Source organism: Streptomyces sp. NPDC012827 (genome assembly GCF_042900905.1).
Lineage (GTDB): Bacteria > Actinomycetota > Actinomycetes > Streptomycetales > Streptomycetaceae > Streptomyces > Streptomyces gulbargensis.
Genome location: NZ_JBIBBY010000004.1, coordinates 258,062 through 277,590 on the forward strand (window position 1 = coordinate 258,062; position 19,529 = coordinate 277,590).

At 73.4% G+C, this 19,529-nt stretch carries 18 protein-coding genes; 6 read left to right on the top strand and 12 right to left on the bottom strand.

Annotated elements, in window-relative coordinates:
• Complete coding sequence (locus ACFY60_RS10650; protein WP_388610685.1) at positions 1-1,239, top strand: APC family permease; 1,239 nt, start codon at positions 1-3, stop codon at positions 1,237-1,239.
• A gap of 33 nt (positions 1,240-1,272) precedes the next feature.
• Here ACFY60_RS10650 and ACFY60_RS10655 read toward each other — a convergent pair whose 3' ends face one another.
• The 12 genes from ACFY60_RS10655 to ACFY60_RS10710 form a co-directional block, all read right to left on the bottom strand.
• Positions 1,273-1,665, bottom strand: coding sequence for a YccF domain-containing protein (locus ACFY60_RS10655; RefSeq protein ID WP_388610683.1), 393 nt, complete (start codon positions 1,663-1,665; stop codon positions 1,273-1,275).
• Complete coding sequence (gene htpX, locus ACFY60_RS10660) at positions 1,662-2,525, bottom strand: zinc metalloprotease HtpX (RefSeq protein WP_388610681.1); 864 nt, start codon at positions 2,523-2,525, stop codon at positions 1,662-1,664. Before htpX ends, ACFY60_RS10655 begins: the two co-directional genes overlap by 4 nt.
• Before the next feature lie 151 nt (positions 2,526-2,676).
• A complete protein-coding gene (locus ACFY60_RS10665) occupies positions 2,677-4,257 on the bottom strand; it encodes an NADH-quinone oxidoreductase subunit N (protein ID WP_388610680.1) in 1,581 nt (526 codons plus the stop codon).
• On the bottom strand, positions 4,254-5,831 hold the full coding sequence (locus ACFY60_RS10670; protein WP_388610678.1) for a NuoM family protein: 1,578 nt from the start codon (positions 5,829-5,831) through the stop codon (positions 4,254-4,256). Before ACFY60_RS10670 ends, ACFY60_RS10665 begins: the two co-directional genes overlap by 4 nt.
• 3 nt (positions 5,832-5,834) lie before the next feature.
• Positions 5,835-7,811, bottom strand: coding sequence for an NADH-quinone oxidoreductase subunit L (locus ACFY60_RS10675; RefSeq protein WP_388610676.1), 1,977 nt, complete (start codon positions 7,809-7,811; stop codon positions 5,835-5,837).
• Positions 7,808-8,164, bottom strand: coding sequence for an NADH-quinone oxidoreductase subunit NuoK (gene nuoK / locus ACFY60_RS10680; protein ID WP_388610675.1), 357 nt, complete (start codon positions 8,162-8,164; stop codon positions 7,808-7,810). The genes ACFY60_RS10675 and nuoK overlap by 4 nt, the downstream gene beginning before the upstream one ends.
• A complete protein-coding gene (locus ACFY60_RS10685; protein ID WP_388610673.1) occupies positions 8,164-8,775 on the bottom strand; it encodes an NADH-quinone oxidoreductase subunit J in 612 nt (203 codons plus the stop codon). The genes nuoK and ACFY60_RS10685 overlap by 1 nt, the downstream gene beginning before the upstream one ends.
• Complete coding sequence (locus ACFY60_RS10690; protein WP_388610672.1) at positions 8,772-9,386, bottom strand: NuoI/complex I 23 kDa subunit family protein; 615 nt, start codon at positions 9,384-9,386, stop codon at positions 8,772-8,774. Before ACFY60_RS10690 ends, ACFY60_RS10685 begins: the two co-directional genes overlap by 4 nt.
• Positions 9,386-10,354 carry an NADH-quinone oxidoreductase subunit H gene (locus ACFY60_RS10695; protein ID WP_388610670.1) on the bottom strand — a complete coding sequence of 323 codons (969 nt, stop codon included), beginning with the start codon at positions 10,352-10,354 and terminating at the stop codon, positions 9,386-9,388. Before ACFY60_RS10695 ends, ACFY60_RS10690 begins: the two co-directional genes overlap by 1 nt.
• Positions 10,351-11,523: an NADH-quinone oxidoreductase subunit C gene (locus ACFY60_RS10700; protein ID WP_388610667.1), complete on the bottom strand. Its 1,173-nt coding sequence runs from the start codon at positions 11,521-11,523 to the stop codon at positions 10,351-10,353. Before ACFY60_RS10700 ends, ACFY60_RS10695 begins: the two co-directional genes overlap by 4 nt.
• Complete coding sequence (locus tag ACFY60_RS10705) at positions 11,520-12,095, bottom strand: NADH-quinone oxidoreductase subunit B (protein ID WP_388610665.1); 576 nt, start codon at positions 12,093-12,095, stop codon at positions 11,520-11,522. Before ACFY60_RS10705 ends, ACFY60_RS10700 begins: the two co-directional genes overlap by 4 nt.
• Positions 12,086-12,487 carry an NADH-quinone oxidoreductase subunit A gene (locus ACFY60_RS10710; RefSeq protein ID WP_309049938.1) on the bottom strand — a complete coding sequence of 134 codons (402 nt, stop codon included), beginning with the start codon at positions 12,485-12,487 and terminating at the stop codon, positions 12,086-12,088. Before ACFY60_RS10710 ends, ACFY60_RS10705 begins: the two co-directional genes overlap by 10 nt.
• A 167-nt stretch (positions 12,488-12,654) precedes the next feature.
• On the opposite strand from ACFY60_RS10710, the gene ACFY60_RS10715 reads away from it, so the two are divergent.
• From ACFY60_RS10715 to ACFY60_RS10735, 5 genes are all read left to right on the top strand, one after another.
• Positions 12,655-13,836 (top strand): sensor histidine kinase, encoded by a 1,182-nt coding sequence (locus ACFY60_RS10715; RefSeq protein WP_388610663.1) that lies wholly within the window; start codon positions 12,655-12,657, stop codon positions 13,834-13,836.
• Positions 13,837-13,996: 160 nt separating this feature from the next.
• Complete coding sequence (locus ACFY60_RS10720) at positions 13,997-15,298, top strand: sensor histidine kinase (RefSeq protein ID WP_388610661.1); 1,302 nt, start codon at positions 13,997-13,999, stop codon at positions 15,296-15,298.
• 156 nt (positions 15,299-15,454) lie between these two features.
• Positions 15,455-16,114 (top strand): LuxR C-terminal-related transcriptional regulator, encoded by a 660-nt coding sequence (locus tag ACFY60_RS10725; protein ID WP_388610659.1) that lies wholly within the window; start codon positions 15,455-15,457, stop codon positions 16,112-16,114.
• Positions 16,115-16,425: 311 nt separating this feature from the next.
• Positions 16,426-18,363 (top strand): 2-oxoacid:acceptor oxidoreductase subunit alpha, encoded by a 1,938-nt coding sequence (locus ACFY60_RS10730; RefSeq protein WP_388610658.1) that lies wholly within the window; start codon positions 16,426-16,428, stop codon positions 18,361-18,363.
• On the top strand, positions 18,356-19,417 hold the full coding sequence (locus ACFY60_RS10735) for a 2-oxoacid:ferredoxin oxidoreductase subunit beta (RefSeq protein WP_388610655.1): 1,062 nt from the start codon (positions 18,356-18,358) through the stop codon (positions 19,415-19,417). The genes ACFY60_RS10730 and ACFY60_RS10735 overlap by 8 nt, the downstream gene beginning before the upstream one ends.
• Positions 19,418-19,529: the final 112 nt, after the last annotated feature.

Here is a 19,529-nt window from a genome sequence, read left to right on the forward strand (position 1 = left end):
ATGACATCCGAACTGCGCCGGTCCCTCGGCCTCTTCGACGCGGTCGTGATCGGCCTCGGCTCGATGATCGGGGCGGGGATCTTCGTCGCGCTCGGGCCTGCGGCGGGGGCGGCCGGATCGGGAGCGGGGCTCCTCCGGGCCCTCGGACTCGCCGCCGTCGTCGCGTACTGCAACGCGATGGCCTCGGCCCGGCTCGCGGCCCTGTACCCCGCCTCGGGCGGCACCTATGTGTACGGTCGCGAACGCCTCGGCCCCTTCTGGGGGCACCTGGCCGGCTGGGCCTTCGTGGTCGGCAAGACGGCCTCGTGCTCGGCGATGGCCCTGGCCGTCGGCGCGTACGTGTGGCCGGGGCAGGCGCACGCGGTGGCGGTGGCCGCCGTGGTGGCCCTGACGGCCGTCAATTACCGGGGTGTTCAGAAGTCGGCGCTGCTCACGCGGGTGATCGTGGCGGTGGTCCTGGCAGTGCTCGCCGCGGTGGTCGTGGTGTCGTTCGGGAGCGGCGCGAGCGAGGGCGAGCCGTTCGGCGGGGACGTCGCGGCGGGCGGGCTGTTGCAGGCTGCGGGTTTGCTCTTCTTCGCTTTCGCGGGGTACGCGCGGATCGCCACGCTCGGGGAGGAGGTCCGCGATCCGGCCCGGACGATCCCGCGTGCGGTGCCGCTGGCGCTGGGCATCACGCTGGCCGTGTACGCGGCCGTCGCCGTCGCCGTGCTCACCGTCCTCGGACCGGCCTCGCTGGCCGGTTCGGCCGCCCCGCTGACGGACGCGGCCCGGGCGGCGGGCGCGTCGTGGCTGGTGCCGGTGGTGACGGTGGGCGCGGCCGTGGCCGCGCTCGGCTCGCTGCTCTCGCTGATCCTCGGGGTGTCCCGGACGACCTTCGCGATGGCGAGGGACGGCTACCTGCCGGCGGGGCTGGCGGCCGTGCACCCCCGTTTCCGGGTGCCGCACCGGGCGGAGCTGGCGGTGGGCGCGGTGGTGGCCGTGGTCGCGGCGACGGCCGACGTGCGGGGGACGATCGGCTTCTCGTCCTTCGGCGTGCTGGTCTACTACGGGATCGCGAACGCCTCCGCCTGGACGCTGGGCGGACGGGCCCGGCCGCTCGCCTTCGTGGGGCTCGTCGGCTGCGCGGCACTCGCGCTCTCGCTGCCGCTGGGCTCGGTCCTGGCGGGGGCGGGGGTGGTCGCGCTGGGCGTGGTGGCGTACGCGGTCGGCCGGGGACGGCCCGTACCGCCGAAGGGCTGAGACCCGGCGGTCCCCGCGTCGCGGGGGGCCGCGTCAGCGGGCCGTGAAGGGCTGGTCCGTGGGCACGATCTCCTTGCCGAGGGGCAGCAGCGAGACCGGGATCAGCTTGAAGTTGGCGAGGCCGAGGGGGATGCCGATGACCGTGACACAGAGGGCGATGCCGGTGACGACGTGGCCGAGGGCGAGCCACCAGCCGGCGAGGATCAGCCACAGGACGTTGCCGACGCAGGAGGCGGCTCCGGCGCCGGGCTTGTCGACGACGGTGTGGCCGAAGGGCCACAGGGCGTAGAGGCCGATGCGGAAGGCGGCGAGGCCGAAGGGGATGCCGATGATCGTGACGCACAGCAGGGCGCCGGCGGTGAGGTAACCGAGGAACAGCCAGAAGCCGGAGAGGACCAGCCAGATCACGTTGAGGACGGTCTTCACGGGCGTCGCCCCGCCATCTGTTCGAGCCGGGCGATCCGCTCGGTCATGGGCGGGTGGGTGGAGAACATCCGGGCGAGGCCCTGGCCGGGCCGGAACGGGTTGGCGATCATCATGTGGCTGGCCGTCTCGATCTTGGGTTCGGGAGGCAGCGGAAGCTGCTTGGTGCCCGCCTCCAGTTTGCGCAGGGCGCTCGCGAGGGCGAGCGGGTCGCCGGTGAGCTGGGCGCCGGAGGCGTCGGCCTCGTACTCCCGGGAGCGGGAGATGGCGAGCTGGATGACGGAGGCCGCCACCGGGCCGAGGATCATGATCAGGAGCATGCCGAGGAGGCCGGGCCCGTCGTCGTCGCTGGAGCGGCCGACGGGGATCAGCCAGGCGAAGTTGACCAGGAACATGATCACGGAGGCGAGGGCGCCGGCCACCGAGGAGATGAGGATGTCGCGGTTGTGGACATGGCTCAGTTCGTGGCCGATGACCCCGCGCAGCTCGCGTTCGTCGAGGAGGGCGAGGATGCCCTCGGTGCAGCAGACGGCGGCGTTGCGCGGGTTGCGGCCGGTGGCGAAGGCGTTGGGCGCCTGGGTGGGTGAGATGTAGAGCCGGGGCATGGGCCGGCGGGCCTGGGTGGAGAGCTCCCGCACGATCCGGTAGAGGCCGGGGGCCTCGAACTCGCTCACCGGGCGGGCGCGCATGGCCCGCAGCGCCAGCTTGTCGCTGTTCCAGTAGGCGTACGCGTTGGTCCCGAGCGCCACGAGAACCGCGGCGATCAGGCCCGTACGTCCGAAGAGGCTACCGATGACGATGATGAGGGCCGAGAGCCCTCCGAGGAGTACGGCGGTCCTCAGCCCGTTGTGCCGGCGGTGCACGGTACGCCCTCCAGGTGGTGCGGCAGGGGAACCCTTCGCTTCGTGGTGGCCCACTGGTCCAGTGGACCCTCCCGTACTGGTGAACGCCAGGCGGGAGGCTGCGGTTCCCCCGGCCGCACCGGGGCGGGGCTGCTCCGTGCGGGTGCGGCCCTCAGAAGAGGCCGGCCGCCGCGAAGCGGAGGGCGAGCTGCGGGTAGCCGGAGAGGACGGCTCCGGCGGCGGCGGTGAGCACGATGGCGGCGGTGACGGGGAGGGAGGCCGGGGCGCGGCGGGGGGCCGGTACTTCCGGGACGGCTGCGAGGGCGTCCGCCTCCGACGCGGGGGCGGTTTCCGGGGCGGGGGCGGTTTCCGGGGCCGGGCGGAACAGCAGGGCCGTCCAGCGCAGGTAGTAGTACAGGCCGATGACGACGTTGAGGCCCATGATCACGGCCAGCCAGCCGAGGCCCGCGTCGACGGCCGCCGAGAAGACGGTCACCTTGGCGAAGAGGCCGATGATGCCCGGGGGCAGCCCGGCCAGGTTCAGCAGGAAGAAGGCGAGCGCGAGGGCGGCGGCGGGGCTGGCGGCGTACAGGCCCCGGTAGTCGGTCAGCCGGTTCCCGGGGTGGTCGCGGGCGACGAGCGCGACGACGGCGAAGGCGCCGAGGTTCACGACGGCGTACATGAGGGCGTACGCGACGGTGGCGCCGATCTGGTCGTCGCCGGAGTACGCGGCGGCGGCGATCGGCACCAGGAGGTAGCCGGCCTGGGCCACGGAGGACCAGGCGAGGAGCCGTACCGCGCTCCACGCGCGCGTGGAGACCTGCCGCAGGGCGGCGACATTGCCGGCGGTCATGGTGAGCGCGGCCAGGACGGCGAGGGCCGGGCCCCAGATGTCGGCGTGCGAGGGGAAGGCGACGACCGTGACCAGGATGAGGCCGGTGAAGCCGACGGCCTTGCCGACGACGGACAGGTAGGCGGCGACCGGCAGCGGCGCGCCGACGTAGGTGTCGGGGACCCAGAAGTGGAAGGGCACGGCGGCCGTCTTGAAGGCGAAGCCGACGAGGGTGAGGGCGACACCCGCCTCGGCGAGGGTCTGGAGCTGCCCGGGGACCTCGTCGAGGCGGGTGGCGAGCTCGGTGAGGTGCAGGGTGCCGGTCGCCGCGTACACGAAGCTCACGCCGAGCAGGGTGACGGCGGTGGCGGTGACGGAGGACAGGAAGAACTTGAGGGCTGCCTCGCCGGACATGCGGTCGCCGCGCTTGAGGCCGACGAGGGCGAACGCGGGCAGCGAGGCCACTTCGAGGGCGACGACGAGGGTGGCGAGGTCGCGCGAGGCGGGCAGCAGGGCGGCGCCGGCGGCCGAGGCGAGCAGCAGGAACCAGAACTCGCCGGCCGGGAGCTTGGCACGGGTCTCGTCCAGGGAGAGGAGCGCGGTGAGCAGCGCGCCGCCGAGGACGAGGAGCTGGACGACCAGGGTGAACCGGTCGGCGGTGTAGCTGCACGCGGCGCTCTGGGTGTGCGCCTGGACCTGGGCCTGCGCGGTGAGGCAGAAGGTGGCGCGGTCACCGGCCCGGAGCGGGATCAGCAGCGCCAGGGCGGCGGCAAGGCCGGCGGTCGCGGCCAGGCCGAGGTACCGCTTGCGCTCCGGCGGGACGAACAGGTCGGCGACGAGGACGGCGAGGGCGACCACGGCGGTGAGCGTGGGCGGGGCGATCGTGAGCCAGTCGACGGACTGGACGAGCGACGGCGTCATCGGGTGCCTCCCGCGAGGAGCTGCTGGACGGCCGGGTCGGTCAGGCCGAGGAGGACCGCGGGCCAGAGTCCGGCGAGGACGGTGAGGGCGGCGAGCGGGGTCCAGGCGGCGGCCTCGTACCCCTGGACGTCGGCGAGGGCCGGTTCACCGGCGGGGCGGGGGCCGCCCATGCAGACGCGGCGGACGACGACGAGGAGGTACGCGGCCGTGAGGAGGGTGCCGAAGGCGCCGATCGCCATGAAGGTGAGGAAGGCGGGGCGGCTGAGGCCCTCGGCGGGTTCGAAGGCGCCGAAGAGGGCCAGCATCTCGCCCCAGAAGCCGGCCAGGCCGGGCAGGCCGAGGGAGGCGACGGCGGCGAAGGCGAGGAGGGCGCCGAGGCGGGGGGCGCGGCCGTAGAGGGCGGCGCCGGTGGCCCCGGCGAGGGTGTCGAGGTCGGCGGTGCCGTACCGGTCCTTGACCGCGCCGACCAGGAAGAACAGCAGGCCGGTGATGAGGCCGTGGGCGATGTTGGCGAAGAGCGCGCCGTTGACCCCGGTCGGGGTCATGGTGGCGATGCCGAGGAGGACGAAGCCCATGTGGCCGACGGAGGAGTACGCGATCAGGCGCTTGAGGTCGCCCCTGGCGCCGGGGCGCGCGAGGGCGAGGCAGGCGAGCGATCCGTACAGGATGCCGGCGACGGCGAAGGCGGCGAGGTACGGGGCGAGGGTGTGCATGCCGTCGGGGGCGATCGGCAGCACGATCCGGACGAAGCCGTAGGTGCCCATCTTCAGCAGGACACCGGCCAGGAGGACGGAGCCGACGGTGGGTGCGGCGGTGTGGGCGTCGGGGAGCCAGGAGTGCAGCGGCCACATCGGGGTCTTCACGGCGAGCCCGAGACCGATCGCGAGAACGGCGATGAGCTGCACGGACGCGGTCAGGCCACGGCCGTTGTCGGTGGCGAGTGCCACCATGTCGAACGTGCCCGCCTTCACGCCGATGAGGAGCAGGCCGAGCAGCATGACGACGGAGCCGAGCAGCGTGTAGAGGACGAACTTCCAGGCGGCGGGCCGCCTGCCCTCGCCGCCCCAGCGGGCGATGAGGAAGTACATGGGGAGCAGCACCATCTCGAAGGCCAGGAAGAACAGGACCAGGTCGAGGACGGCGAAGGTCGCGAGGGTGCCGGACTCCAGGACGAGGAGGAGGGCGACGAAGGCCTTGGGGGCGGGGCCCGCGGGGGGCTTGAAGTAGCTGTACAGCGCGCAGAGGAAGGTCAGCAGCGCGGTGAGGAGCAGGAGGGGGAGGGAGATGCCGTCGACACCGAGGTGGATGCGCACGCCGAGGGCGTGGATCCAGCTGATGTCGGTCGTGGCCTGCATCGTCGCCGGGTGGTCGTGGTCGAAGCCGAGCGTGAGGACGATCGCGGCGAGCAGGACGGCGCCGGTGACGGTCACGCCGTGGCGGAGGACGGCCTGCTCGGGTGAGCGGCCGCGCAGGCCCGGCGGGGCGGGCAGGAGCGCGGCGGCGGCGCCCAGGAGCGGCGCGGCGACGAGGAACGCGAGAAGGAACTGCATCACGGATTCGCTGATATCGATCACGGCTCACGCTCCGGCGACGGCGTTGGCGAGGGCGACGGCGGCGATCGCCAGGACGACGGAGCCGGCGAGCAGGGCGCTGAGGTAGGTCTGCACGTTGCCGGTCTGGGCGCGGCGGACGAGCCACCCGAGGCCCTTGGCGGTGCTGCCCGCGCCGCGGACGTACGTGTCGACGACCTCGCGGTCCAGGAAGCGGACCAGGGAGGCGGCGGCGAGGACGGGGCGGACGAAGGCGGCCCGGTAGAGGGCGTCCAGGTGGAAGCCTGCGGCCGCCGGGCGGTACAGCGGGCCGAGCAGGGCGCGGCCGGGGTCGGCCGGGTCCGCGCCGGGGTGCGGCAGGTGCAGCGCCTCGGCCTCCACCAGGCCGGCGTCGGCCCCGGGGTGGGCGACGTGCGGGAGGCGTGCGGCCGGGGCCTTGGCGGCGAGGGTGCGCCAGACGGCGTAGGTGATCGCGGCGCCCGCGGCGGCGAGGCCGGTACCGAGGACGGCGGTGGTGAGGGTCGGGGTGAGGGCGTGGCCGTCGAACCAGTCGTCCACGTACGTGACGGTGAGGCCGAAGGCCAGGGAGGGGACGGCGAGCACCCACAGGACGGTCGTCATGGCGAGGGGCTGCCGGCCGTGGTCGGGGGCCTCGGCGCCCCGGCCGCGGAAGGCCCGCAGCCAGAGGCGCAGGGCGTAGGCGGCGGTGAGGAGGGCGGTGAGAAGGCCCGCGACGAGGACGGTCCAGCCGGCTCCGGCGGGGGCGGCGGCGCGGTCGCCGAGCGCGGTGTGCTCGGCGGCGACGAGGACGGCCTCCTTGGAGAAGAACCCGGCGAACGGGGGGATCGCGGCGAGGGCGAGGAGGGCGACGGTCATCGTCCAGTACGCGTCGGGGACGCGCCTGGCGAGGCCGCTCATGCGGGACATGGCGGTGAGCGAGTTCGTCCCGGCGGCGTGGATGACGGCGCCGGCGGCGAGGAACAGCAGCGCCTTGAAGGCGGCGTGCGACAGGAGGTGGAAGACGGCGGCGCCCCGGTCGCCGACGGCGAGCGCGCCGGCCATGTAGCCGAGCTGGCCGATGGTCGAGTAGGCGAGGACCCGCTTGATGTCGTCCTGGGCGAGGGCGGCGAGCGCGGAGCCGACCATGGTGACGGCGGCCATGACGGCGAGGACGGTCAGCGCGGCGGCGGAGGCGGCGAAGACCGGCAGGAGCCGGGCCGTGACGTAGATGCCGGCGGCGACCATCGTCGCCGCGTGGATCAGCGCGGAGACGGGGGTGGGGCCGGCCATGGCGTCGGGGAGCCAGGTGTGGAGGGGGAACTGCGCGGACTTGCCGGCGACGCCGGCGAGGAGCAACAGCGCGACGAGGGTGGGGTGGTCGAGGCCGCCGGTGGCGACGGCGCCCAGGACGCCGGTGATCCGGAAGGTGCCGGCGTCGGCGGCGAGCGCGAAGAGGCCGATGAGGAAGGGGACGTCGCCGAGCTTGGTGACGAGGAAGGCCTTGAGGGAGGCGGCGCGCGCCTCGGGGGTCTCCCAGTAGTGGCCGACGAGGAAGTACGAGCAGATGCCCATGATCTCCCAGCCGACCAGCAGCACCATGAGGTCGCCGGAGTAGACGACGAGGAGCATGGCGGCGGTGAAGAGGGAGACGAGCGCGGCGTACGAGGGGTAGCGGGGGTCGTCGCGGAGGTAGCCGGTCGAGTAGATCTGGACGCAGGTCGCGACCACGCCGACGAGGACGGCGACGAGGGCCGCGAAGCCGTCGATGTGCAGCGCCAGGTCGATGGGGACGGAGCCGGTCGGCGTGAGCTGGGTGGCGGCGTCGAGGGCCCGGCCGCCGCCCTGGCGGACGGCGACGAGGACGGCGAGGACGGTGGCCGCGAGGGCCGGCAGGACCGCGAGCGGGCGGACGAAGCCGGGCGCGGTGCGGCCGAGGGCGAGTCCGGCGGCGGAGCCGAGGAGGGGCAGGACGGGGACGAGGGCGGCGAGGGTCGTGGTGGTCACGCGGTGGCCTCGGCCTTCTCGTCGGTCCCGGCGTCGGCGGGTTCGGGCTGTTCCGCCGTGTCGCGGAGACGGTCGATGTCCGAGGTGCCGCGGTTGCGGTGGACCATCAGGACGATCGCGAGACCGATGCCGATCTCGGCGGCGGCGATGGCGATGGTGAAGAGGGTGAGGGCCTGGCCGGCGTGCAGGGCGTCGCGGAGCCAGACGTCGAAGGCGACCAGGTTGAGGTTGACGGCGTTGAGCATGAGCTCGACGGACATCAGGACCAGGATGGCGTTGCGGCGGGCGAGGACGCCGTACAGGCCGACGCAGAAGAGGAGGGCGGCGAGGACGGCCGGATAGGCGAGGTGCATCAGCGGGCTCCGCCCTTCGGGCCGGCGGCGGGGCCGGTGCGGGGGGCGGCGGTGTCCCGGGAGGAGGGGGCGGCGGCGTCCTTCTTGCGGGACAGGACGATCGCGCCCACGAGGGCGGCGAGGAGGAGCACCGAGAGGGCCTCGAAGGGCAGCACCCAGTGCTTGAAGAGGATCTCGCCGGTGACGCCGGTCGTGCCCTGCGCGGGCCCGTCCAGGTCGATCCAGGTCGTTCGGAAGGCGTCGACGACGACCCAGACGAGCGCGGCGGCCGCGGCGAGCGCGACGGCGAGGGCGACCGGCCGGTTCCCGGAGTCGGCGTCCGGGGAGCGTCCGATGGGGGCCTTGGTGAGCATGAGACCGAAGAGGAGGAGGACGACGACGGAACCGACGTAGATCAGCACCTGGACCCAGGCGATGAACTCGGCGGTGAGGAGGAGGTACTCGACGGCGAGGCCGCCGAGTGCCACGACCAGCCAGAGGGCGGCGTGCACGAGCTGGCGGGTGGTGACGGTGACGAGGGCGGCGCCGAGGGTGACGAGCCCGACGAGCAGGAAGGCGATCTCGACGCCGGAGGGCGACAGGAAGCCGGGGTGGGCGGCGGCGAGGTTCACTGCTGCTCCCCCTGGGCGTCGGTGCCGGGCGCGGCCTGAGGCGACTCGGCGGCCTCAGGCGCCCGGGCCGCGGCTTCGGCGGCCGCCGCGGCCTGGGCGGCGGCCTTCTCGGCGGCCTTGCGGGCGGCGGCGACCTCCTTCGGCTCCTCCGCCTTCGGGTCGAGCGCGGGCGGCTCGGGCACCGTCCACATCCACGCGCGCAGCTTGTCCCGCTCGTGCGTGAGCTCGTGGATGTCGGTCTCGGCGTACTCGAACTCCGGCGACCAGAAGAGGGCGTCGAAGGGGCACACCTCGATGCAGATGCCGCAGTACATGCAGAGCGAGAAGTCGATGGCGAAGCGGTCGAGGACGTTCCGGCTGCGCTCGCGGCCGCCGGGGGTGGCTGCCGGGACCGTCTCCTTGTGGGAGTCGATGTAGATGCACCAGTCGGGGCACTCACGGGCGCACAGCATGCAGACCGTGCAGTTCTCCTCGAACAGCCCGATCACCCCGCGCGTGCGGGGTGCCAGCTCGGGCTGGGTGTCCGGGTACTGCGCGGTGACGTTCTTGCGCGTCATCGTGCGGAGCGTGACGGCGAGGCCCTTGGCGAGGCCGGAGCCGGGAATGGGCATTACTGGATCGCCACCTTCACGATGCCGGTGAGCGCGATCTGCGCCAGGGCGAGCGGGACGAGCGTCGTCCAGGCCAGCTTCTGGAGCTGGTCCTCGCGGAGCCGGGGGTACGTCACGCGGAGCCAGATCACGACGAAGGCCAGGACCGCGGTCTTGAGCAGGGTCCACACCCAGCCGAGCCCGTCCGCGCCGAGGGGACCGTGCCAACCGCCGAGGAAGAGGACGGTGGTGAGGCCGCACAGGACGACGATGCCCGCGTACTCGGCGAGCAGGAACAGGGCGAAGCGGAGGCCGGTGTACTCGGTGTACGCGCCGAAGATGATCTCCGAGTCGGCCACCGGCATGTCGAACGGGGGCCGCTGGAGCTCGGCGAGGCCGGCGACGAAGAAGACGATCGCGCCGACGATCTGCCAGGGCAGCCACCACCACTCGAAGGCGTTCAGGATGCCGGGGAGGGAGACGGTGCCGGCCGCCATCGCGACGGACGCGGCGGCGAGCAGCATCGGCAGCTCGTAGGCGAGCAGCTGGGCGGCGGTACGGAGCGCGCCGAGCAGCGAGAACTTGTTGGCGGAGGCCCAGCCGGCCATCAGGCTGCCGAGCACCCCGATGCCCATGACGGCGAGCACGAAGAAGATGCCCGCGTCGACGACCATCCCGACCGCGCCGTCGCCGGGCCCGATCGGGATCGCGACGAGGACGAGCAGGTACGGCAGGAGCGCGACGGCCGGCGCGAGCTGGAAGACGCGCCGGTCCGCGTCCTTCGGGACGACGTCCTCCTTCTGCGCGAACTTCACGCCGTCGGCGACGAGCTGGGCCCAGCCGTGGAACCCGCCCGCGTACATGGGGCCGAGGCGGCCCTGCATGTGGGCCATGACCTTGTGCTCGGCCTGCCCGACGACGAGCGGCAGCACGAGGAAGACGGCGAGGACGACGAGCAGCCGGAGGGCGACGTCGAGTACGTCGGTCACGCGGGGTCGCCTCCGTCGGTGTCGTTCTCATCGGTACGTGGGGTACGCCGCCGCGGCTCGCCCTGCGGCTCCGGGGGCGTGGCGCCCTCGGCGGGCGGCTGCGGCTCCGGGGGCGTGGCGCCGGGGGCGGCGCTCTCCGCGGAATCCTGCGGCGGCTCGGCGGCCGGGGCCTCCGGCTCCGGGCGGGTATCCGGCGTGGTGGCCGCGCCCCCGCCCGCCCCGGACGGTTCCGGCGCGTTCGTGGCGCCGGCCGTGGGCTCCGCGTCCTCGGTGGGGGTGTCGAAGGCCGGGCGGGCGTGGTGCCAGGGGGCATCCGCGCTGCGGGTACGGCGTGGGGGCGCGGCTTCCGCGGCCTGGCTCGCGGAGCCCTCCGACGCGGAGCGGGTACGGCGCGGGGCCGACTGCCCGGCCGATCCCTCGCTCGCGCTGCGGGTACGACGCGGGGGCGCGGCTTCCGCGGCCTGGCTCGCCGAGCCCTCCGACGCCGAGCGCGCACGACGCGGGGGCGCCGCCTCCGCCGACTGGCTCGCCGAGCCTTCGGTGGCCGTGCGGGTGCGGCGGACCGGGCGGTCGGCGCGGGTGGGGGCCGGGGGGAGCTGGCCCTTGAGGGGGCCCCATTCGTTCGGGTCCGGGACGCCCGGCGGGAGCATCTGGCGGCGCTTGGGGCCACCCTCGTGGGACTCGCCCGGCTCCTTCGCGCCGGGCCACGCCTTGGCGACCCGGGCCGCGAGCACGAAGTCCTTGCGGAGCGGGTGGCCCTCGAAGTTCTCGGGGAGCAGCAGCGGGACCAGGTGCGGGTGGCCCTCGAACCGTACGCCGAACATCTCGTGCGTCTCGCGTTCGTGCCAGGCCGCGCCCGCGAACACCCCCACCGCCGTGGGCACGACGGGATCGCCGTGGGGCACGGTCGTGCGCACGAGCAGCCGCTGCGGGGCGCCGTCCCGGAGGGCCACGACGTGCGCGCAGACGCGGAAGCCGGTGCCCGGCTCGTCCACCGCGCTCAGCCAGTCGAAGTAGGTGCAGCCCAGCTCGTCCCGGGCGGTCCGCAGCGCGTCGAGCCAGTCCGTGACGGGGACGTCGACGGTCAGCAGGTCGTACGCCCGCTCCGCCGCCGCCTCGTCGCCGAACAGGTCCGTCACGGCTTCGGGGAGGGAGTCGTAGCGGTTCATCGGCCGTCGCCTCCCGGCGGAGGGGTGACCAGCGGGCCGGTCAGCTGGGAGACCGAGGCCGGCGGCGCGGTGCCGTACCGCTCCCCCAGGTTCTCGCGGGCGATCTTCTCCTGGAGCTTGAGGATGCCCTGGAGCAGCGCTTCGGGGCGGGGCGGGCAGCCCGGCACGTACACGTCGACGGGGATGATCTGGTCGACGCCCTTGGTGACGGAGTACGAGTCCCAGTAGGGGCCGCCGCAGTTGGAGCAGGCGCCGAAGGAGATGACGTACTTCGGGTCGGGCATCTGCTCGTAGAGCCGCTTCACGGCCGGGGCCATCTTGTCGGTGACCGTGCCGGAGACGATCATCAGGTCGGCCTGGCGCGGGCCGGGCGCGAAGGGGATCACGCCGAGGCGGATGAAGTCGTGCCGGGCCATGGAGGCGGCGATGAACTCGATCGCGCAGCAGGCGAGGCCGAAGTTGAAGACCCACAGGCTGTAGCGGCGGCCCCAGTTGAGGACGACCTTCATCGGCTCGGGGGCCAGGCGGGCCAGCGGGCCCAGCCGGGGGGCCGGCAGGGGTGTTACGTCCATGCCAGGACACCCTTCTTGTACGCGTAGAGGAGTCCGACGGCGAGGAAGCCGAGGAAGACGAACATCTCGACCAGGGTCGTCGCGCCGTATCCGGGCGCGGCGAAGACCGTCGCCCAGGGGAAGAGGAAGATCGAGTCGACGGCGAAGATGACGTAGAGGAAGGCGTAGACGTAGTAGCGGACCTGGGTGTGGGCCCAGCCCTCTCCCACGGGGTCGACGCCGCACTCGTACGTGAGCAGCTTCTCGGGCGTGGGCACGACGGGCCGCAGGAGGCGTCCGGCGCCGAACGCCACGGCCACGAACATCACGCCGATGACGGCGAGCAGCCCGACGGCGGAGTACGTCTCGAAGTGGTCGGCGGCCTGGGCCGCGCCAACGGTCGGTTCCGGCACGTCCGTCCCGCCCCTCGGTCTCGGTGTCTCACGTGTCACTTCCGTACGCACGCGAGTCTAGGCCCTGCTAAAGGGAGCGTAAGCAGGCGCGGGTGGGGTTATCCCCCGTGCCCCTCACCCACCTCCCCCATGGCCCCGGACCGCCCCGTGCGGGCAGGCTGGGGCCCATGACCGCCGATCACGACCCCGCCGCTCCTCCCTCCGCTCCTTCCGCCGCCCCGCGTCCGCGTACGGCCTACGGCAAGGAGACGTGGAGGGAGATCGCCCATCTGCTGTCCAACCTGGTCACGGCCCTCGTCGGCTTCGTGTACGCCGTGGTGAGCGTCGCGCTCGGGGCCGGGCTGGCCGTGACGGTGATCGGCCTGCCGCTGCTCGCGCTCGGTCTGGGCGGGGCGCGCGGGATCGGCCGCGCGGAGCGGGCGCGGGCCCGCCGGCTGCTGGGGGTGGAGGTCGCGGAGCCCTCGCGGCTGCCCCGGCACGACGGCTTCCTCGGCTGGCTGTGGGCCTCGCTGAAGGACCCGGTGGCCTGGCGGACGCAGCTCTACGGGCTGCTCCGGCTGCCGTGGGGGGTGGTGACGTTCGCGGTCACGCTGGTCTCCCTGATCGTCCTGTGGCCGGTGCTGCCCTACGTGGCGCGCGGCTTCGCGAACGCGGACCGGCTGATGGTGCGGGGTCTGCTGTCGCCCTCCGACGAGCTGGAGCGGCGGATCGCGGAGCTGGAGTCGGACCGGGGGGTGGTCGTGGACACGGCCGCCGCCGATCTGCGGCGCATCGAACGGGACCTGCACGACGGCGCCCAGGCCCGGCTGGTGGCGCTCGCGATGGGGCTCGGCCTCGCGAAGGAGAAACTCCTGGAGGACCCCGAGGCGGCCGCCGCGATGGTCGACGAGGCGCACGGCGAGGTGAAGCTCGCGCTCCAGGAGCTGCGGGACCTGGCCCGGGGGATCCACCCGGCCGTCCTGACGGACCGGGGCCTGGACGCGGCCCTGTCGTCGGTCGCCTCCCGCTGCACCGTGCCGGTGAAGGTGGCGGTGGACCTCGATGAGCGGCCGGCGGAGGCGATCGAGGGCATCGCGTACTTCACGGTCTCCGAACTCCTGCAGAACGTCTCGAAGCACGCGCGGGCGCGGGCGGCCTCGGTGGAGGTGTGGCGTTCGGGCGACCGGCTGATGCTCCAGGTGCGGGACGACGGCGTGGGCGGGGCGCGGACGGACGGCGGAACCGGTCTCGCGGGGCTCGGGGAGCGGCTCGGCGCCGTGGACGGGCTGCTTCTCGTGGACTCGCCGGTGGGCGGACCCACCGTGGTCACGGCGGAACTGCCCTGGCGCGCCCGGCCCGCCGGCGCGTGACCCCCTGACCCCTGCCGCGGCCCGCACGCGTACCGCCGGCCCGCCAGGTGGGGAAAACCCCCGCCCCGAGACGCCCACCCTCCTCATGGTCCCCGGCCCGGCCCGGCGGAAGGCTGGGGGACGTACGGAAACCGCCCTCCCCCACCCCCGAAGGACCGCCATGGATCCCGCTCCCTCCCTCCGCCTCCCGGCCGTGCTCCGCGCGCCCTTCGAGGGCCGCACCTGGCGGGCCTTCCTCCACGTCCTCGTCGGGCTGCCGCTCGCCGTGTGCTGGTTCGCGCTGTCGGTCGCCCTCACCGCCACCGGCACCGGGCTGCTGATCACCTTCCTCGGGGTGCCGGTCCTGGCCGGGACGCTCGCGCTGTGCCGGGGGTTCGGCGCGGTGGAGCGGGCACGGGCCCGTGGGCTGCTCGGGCTCGAGGTGGCGGCGCCGGAGCCGGTGCGGGGCCGGACGGGCGGGGCGTTCTCGTGGATGGGGGCGGCCTTGCGGAGCGGGGCCTCGTGGCGGCACCTGCTGTACGCCGTGCTGCACCTGCCGTGGGCGGTGTTCTCGTTCGCGGTGACGGTGGCGCTGTGGGGCTGGGGCTGGGGCCTGTTCACGTACCCGCTGTGGCAGTGGACCTTCCCGGCGTACGTGGGGCAGGACGGCATCCAGCTGTACGGCGACCGGACGCACGCCTTCTACCTGGACTCGCCCTTCGAGATCGCCGTGACCTGTGCGATCGGGCTGGTCTTCGTCCTGGTCGGCCCGTGGGTGCTGCGCGGCCTGGTGGCCGTGGACAAGCTGCTGGTGGCGGGGCTGCTCGGTCCGTCGCGGCCGGCCTCGCGGGTGACGGAGCTGGAGTCGGACCGGGGGGTGCTGGTGGACACGGCCGCCGCCGATCTGCGGCGCATCGAGCGGGACCTGCACGACGGGCCGCAGGCCCGGCTCGCCTCGCTGGCGATGGATCTGGGGCTGGCGAAGGAGACGCTGGCGCGGGATCCCCGGGCGGCGGCGGTCCTGGTGGACGAGGCGCACGGCGAGGTGAAGCTCGCGCTGCGGGAGCTGCGGGACCTGGCCCGGGGCATCCATCCGGCCGTCCTGACGGACCGGGGCCTGGACGCGGCCCTGTCGTCGGTGGCGTCGCGGTGCGCGGTCCCGGTGTCGGTGGACGTGGATCTGCCGGCGCGGCCGGTGGCGGCCATCGAGGGGCTGGCCTACTTCACGGTGTCGGAGCTGCTGCGGAACGTCTCGGCGCACGCGCGGGCGCGCCGCGCGTGGGTGGAGGTGTGGCGTTCGGGTGAGCGGCTGATGCTCCAGGTGCGGGACGACGGCGTGGGCGGGGCGGCCGTGGGCAAGGGCGGCGGCCGGGGCCTTTCGGGGCTCGCGGAGCGGGTCGGTGCGGTGGACGGGGTCCTCGCGGTGGATTCCCCGGAGGGCGGTCCGACGGTGGTGACGGCCGAGCTCCCCTGGCGGGCGTAGCCCTCCCGGTGCCGGTGCCGGGTGCGATGCTGAGGGGGCATCGCCCCTCGGGGGCGTCGGACGATCGGGACATGGGGGCTGCGGGACGTGGGTCTGGGCGCGGGGACGGGTACGAGTACGGGTGCGGGTGCGGGTACGGGAGAGGAGGCCGGCCGGGTGCGGGTGGTGATCGCCGAGGACTCGGTGCTGCTGCGCGAGGGCCTGACGCGGCTGCTGACCGACCGGGGCCACGAGGTGGTCGCCGGGGTGGGCGACGGGGAGGCGCTGGTGACGGCGGTCGCCGGGCTCGCGGAGGCCGGGACGCCACCGGACGTGGTGGTGGCGGACGTACGGATGCCGCCGACCCACACGGACGAGGGGGTACGGGCGGCGGTGCGGCTGCGGAAGGAGTACCCCGGCCTGGGTGTGCTGGTCCTGTCGCAGTATGTCGAGGAGCAGTACGCCACCGAACTCCTGGCGGGGTCGAGCCGGGGCGTGGGTTACCTCCTGAAGGACCGGGTGGCGGACGTGCGGGAGTTCGTGGACGCGGTCGTGCGGGTGGCCGGGGGCGGTACGGCGCTGGATCCGGAGGTGGTCCAGCAGCTGCTCGGCCGCAGCCGGCAGCAGGACGTGCTGGCGAACCTGACGCCGCGCGAGCGGGAGGTCCTCGGTCTGATGGCGGAGGGCCGGACGAACTCGGCGATCGCGAAAGCGCTGGTCGTGAGCGACGGCGCGGTGGAGAAGCACATCGGCAACATCTTCCTGAAGCTGGGGCTGTCACCGAGTGACGGCGATCATCGGCGGGTGCTCGCGGTGTTGACGTACCTCCGGTCCTGATGGTCTGACAGTCTGTCAGGTGTCGCGGGACGCCGGGACGGGCCGGGGCGGCGCGCCCCGGCCTCCTGGGGCCCCGGGGCCGCAGGATGAGGCGGAATGCGACTTTCCGGAACACTCCGGGTGGCGACAGAACGTGACAATTCAGGGCAAGAGGGCGTCTCAAAATGAGGTCCATCATGTGAGAAGTCCCGGGAAGGGCCTCCTTACCGTCGTAGGGTGGCCATGGGACGGACGGTGACCGGCCGGCCGGTTCCCGAACCTTCTCCCGCCTCCGGCGGGGAGTCCCCTTGCCGCGAGGGAGGTCCAGTTCAGTGACCAGTCAGGTCAGTAGCGAGGCCGGTGAGGCCCTGGTCGGAGAGCAGCGCAACGCTCCGGCGACGGCCCAGAACGGCACAGAGAAGGAAGTACGCCGGCTCGACCGGGTGATCATCCGTTTCGCGGGTGACTCGGGCGACGGCATGCAGCTCACGGGTGACCGGTTCACCTCGGAGACGGCGTCCTTCGGGAACGACCTCTCCACGCTGCCGAACTTCCCGGCCGAGATCCGGGCACCCGCCGGCACCCTGCCGGGCGTCTCCTCCTTCCAGCTGCACTTCGCCGACCACGACATCCTGACCCCGGGCGACGCCCCGAACGTGCTGGTCGCGATGAACCCGGCGGCCCTGAAGGCCAACATCGGGGACGTGCCGCGCGGGGGCGAGATCATCGTCAACACGGACGAGTTCGCCAAGCGCGCCATGGCCAAGGTCGGCTACGCGACCTCGCCCCTGGAGGACGGCTCGCTGGACGGCTACCGGGTCCACCCGGTGCCGCTCACCACGCTCACCGTCGAGGCGCTCAAGGACTTCGGCCTGTCCCGGAAGGAGGCCGAGCGCTCCAAGAACATGTTCGCGCTCGGGCTGCTCTCCTGGATGTACCACCGGCCCACCGAGGGCACCGAGGCCTTCCTGCGCCGGAAGTTCGCGAAGAAGCCCGAGATCGCCGAGGCCAACGTGGCCGCCTTCCGGGCCGGCTGGAACTTCGGCGAGACCACCGAGGACTTCGCCGTCTCCTACGAGGTCGCCCCGGCGACCCGGTCCTTCCCGGCCGGCACGTACCGGAACATCTCCGGGAACCTGGCCCTGTCCTACGGGCTCGTCGCCGCCTCCCGCCAGGCCGACCTGCCGCTCTACCTGGGCTCGTACCCGATCACCCCGGCCTCGGACATCCTGCACGAGCTGAGCCGGCACAAGAACTTCGGCGTGCGGACCTTCCAGGCCGAGGACGAGATCGCCGGCATCGGCGCCGCGCTCGGCGCGGCCTTCGGCGGTTCGCTCGCCGTCACCACGACCTCCGGCCCCGGCGTGGCCCTGAAGTCGGAGACGATCGGCCTCGCGGTCTCCCTGGAGCTGCCTCTGCTGATCGTCGACATCCAGCGCGGCGGCCCGTCCACCGGCCTGCCCACCAAGACGGAGCAGGCGGACCTCCTCCAGGCCATGTACGGCCGCAACGGCGAGGCCCCGGTGCCGGTGGTCGCCCCGAGGACCCCGGCCGACTGCTTCGACGCGGCCCTGGAGGCGGCGCGGATCGCGCTGACCTACCGCACCCCCGTCTTCCTGCTCTCCGACGGCTACCTCGCCAACGGTTCCGAGCCGTGGCGGATCCCGGAGGTCGACGACCTGCCGGACCTGCGGACCCGGTTCGCCGGCGGCCCGAACCACACCCTGGACGACGGCACCGAGGTCTTCTGGCCGTACAAGCGCGACCCGCACACCCTGGCCCGCCCCTGGGCCGTGCCCGGCACGCCCGGCCTCGAGCACCGCATCGGCGGCATCGAGAAGCAGGACGGCACCGGCAACATCAGTTACGACCCCGCCAACCACGACTTCATGGTCCGCACCCGGCAGGCCAAGGTCGACGGCATCGACGTCCCCGACGTCGAGGTGGACGACCCGGACGGCGCACGCACCCTGGTCCTCGGCTGGGGGTCGACCTACGGGCCGATCACGGCGGCCGTGCGGCGCGTCCGGCGGGAGGGCGGCGCCGTCGCCCAGGCCCACCTGCGCCACCTCAACCCCTTCCCGAAGAACCTCGGCGAGGTGCTGAAGCGGTACGACAAGGTCGTCGTGCCCGAGATGAACCTCGGCCAGCTCGCCACCCTCGTCCGGGCGAAGTACCTGGTCGACGCCCGCAGCCACACGCAGGTCAACGGCATGCCGTTCAAGGCGGAGCAGCTCGCCGCCGTCCTCAAGGAGGCCATCGATGCCTGAGTCCACCGAGTCTCTGCTGAGCCTGGTGCCCAAGGCCGAGGCCGTCCAGTCGATGAAGGACTTCAAGTCCGACCAGGAGGTCCGCTGGTGCCCCGGCTGCGGTGACTACGCCGTCCTCGCCGCCGTCCAGGGCTTCATGCCCGAGCTCGGCCTGGCGAAGGAGAACATCGTCTTCGTCTCCGGCATCGGCTGCTCCTCCCGCTTCCCGTACTACATGAACACCTACGGGATGCACTCCATCCACGGACGCGCCCCGGCCATCGCCACCGGCCTCGCCACCTCCCGCCGCGACCTGTCCGTCTGGGTCGTCACGGGCGACGGCGACGCGCTGTCCATCGGCGGCAACCACCTGATCCACGCCCTCCGGCGGAACGTCAACCTCAAGATCCTCCTCTTCAACAACCGGATCTACGGGCTGACCAAGGGCCAGTACTCGCCCACCTCCGAGGTCGGCAAGATCACCAAGTCGACGCCGATGGGCTCGCTCGACGCGCCCTTCAACCCGGTGTCGCTCGCGCTCGGCGCCGAGGCCACCTTCGTGGCGCGGACGGTCGACTCCGACCGCAAGCACCTCACCGAGGTGCTGCGCCAGGCCGCCGAGCACAACGGCACGGCGCTGGTGGAGATCTACCAGAACTGCAACATCTTCAACGACGGCGCCTTCGAGGTCCTCAAGGACAAGGACCAGGCCAAGGAGGCGGTGATCCGCCTGGAGCACGGGCAGCCGATCCGCTTCGGCACCGACCTGGGCCAGGGCGTCGTCCGCGATCCGGCCACCGGCGACCTCCAGGTCGTCCCGGTCACCCCGGAGAACGAGTCGCGGATCCTCGTCCACGACGCCCACTCCGCCTCCCCCACCACCGCCTTCGCGCTCTCCCGCCTGGCGGACCCGGACACCCTGCACCGGACGCCGATCGGCGTCTTCCGGTCCGTGGAGCGGCCGGTGTACGACACGCTCATGGCCGAGCAGCTGGAGTCGGCCGTCGAGCGGTACGGGAAGGGCGACCTCGGGCAGCTCCTGACCGGCAACGACACGTGGACGGTCGTCGGCTGACCGACGGGGCGCCACGGAACGGCGGGAGGGGGCGCGGCCACGGCGGCCGCGCCCCCTCCGGCGTTCCCGGCACCACGGTCCCGCCCCCTGGGCCGTCATGACCGTATCGCGG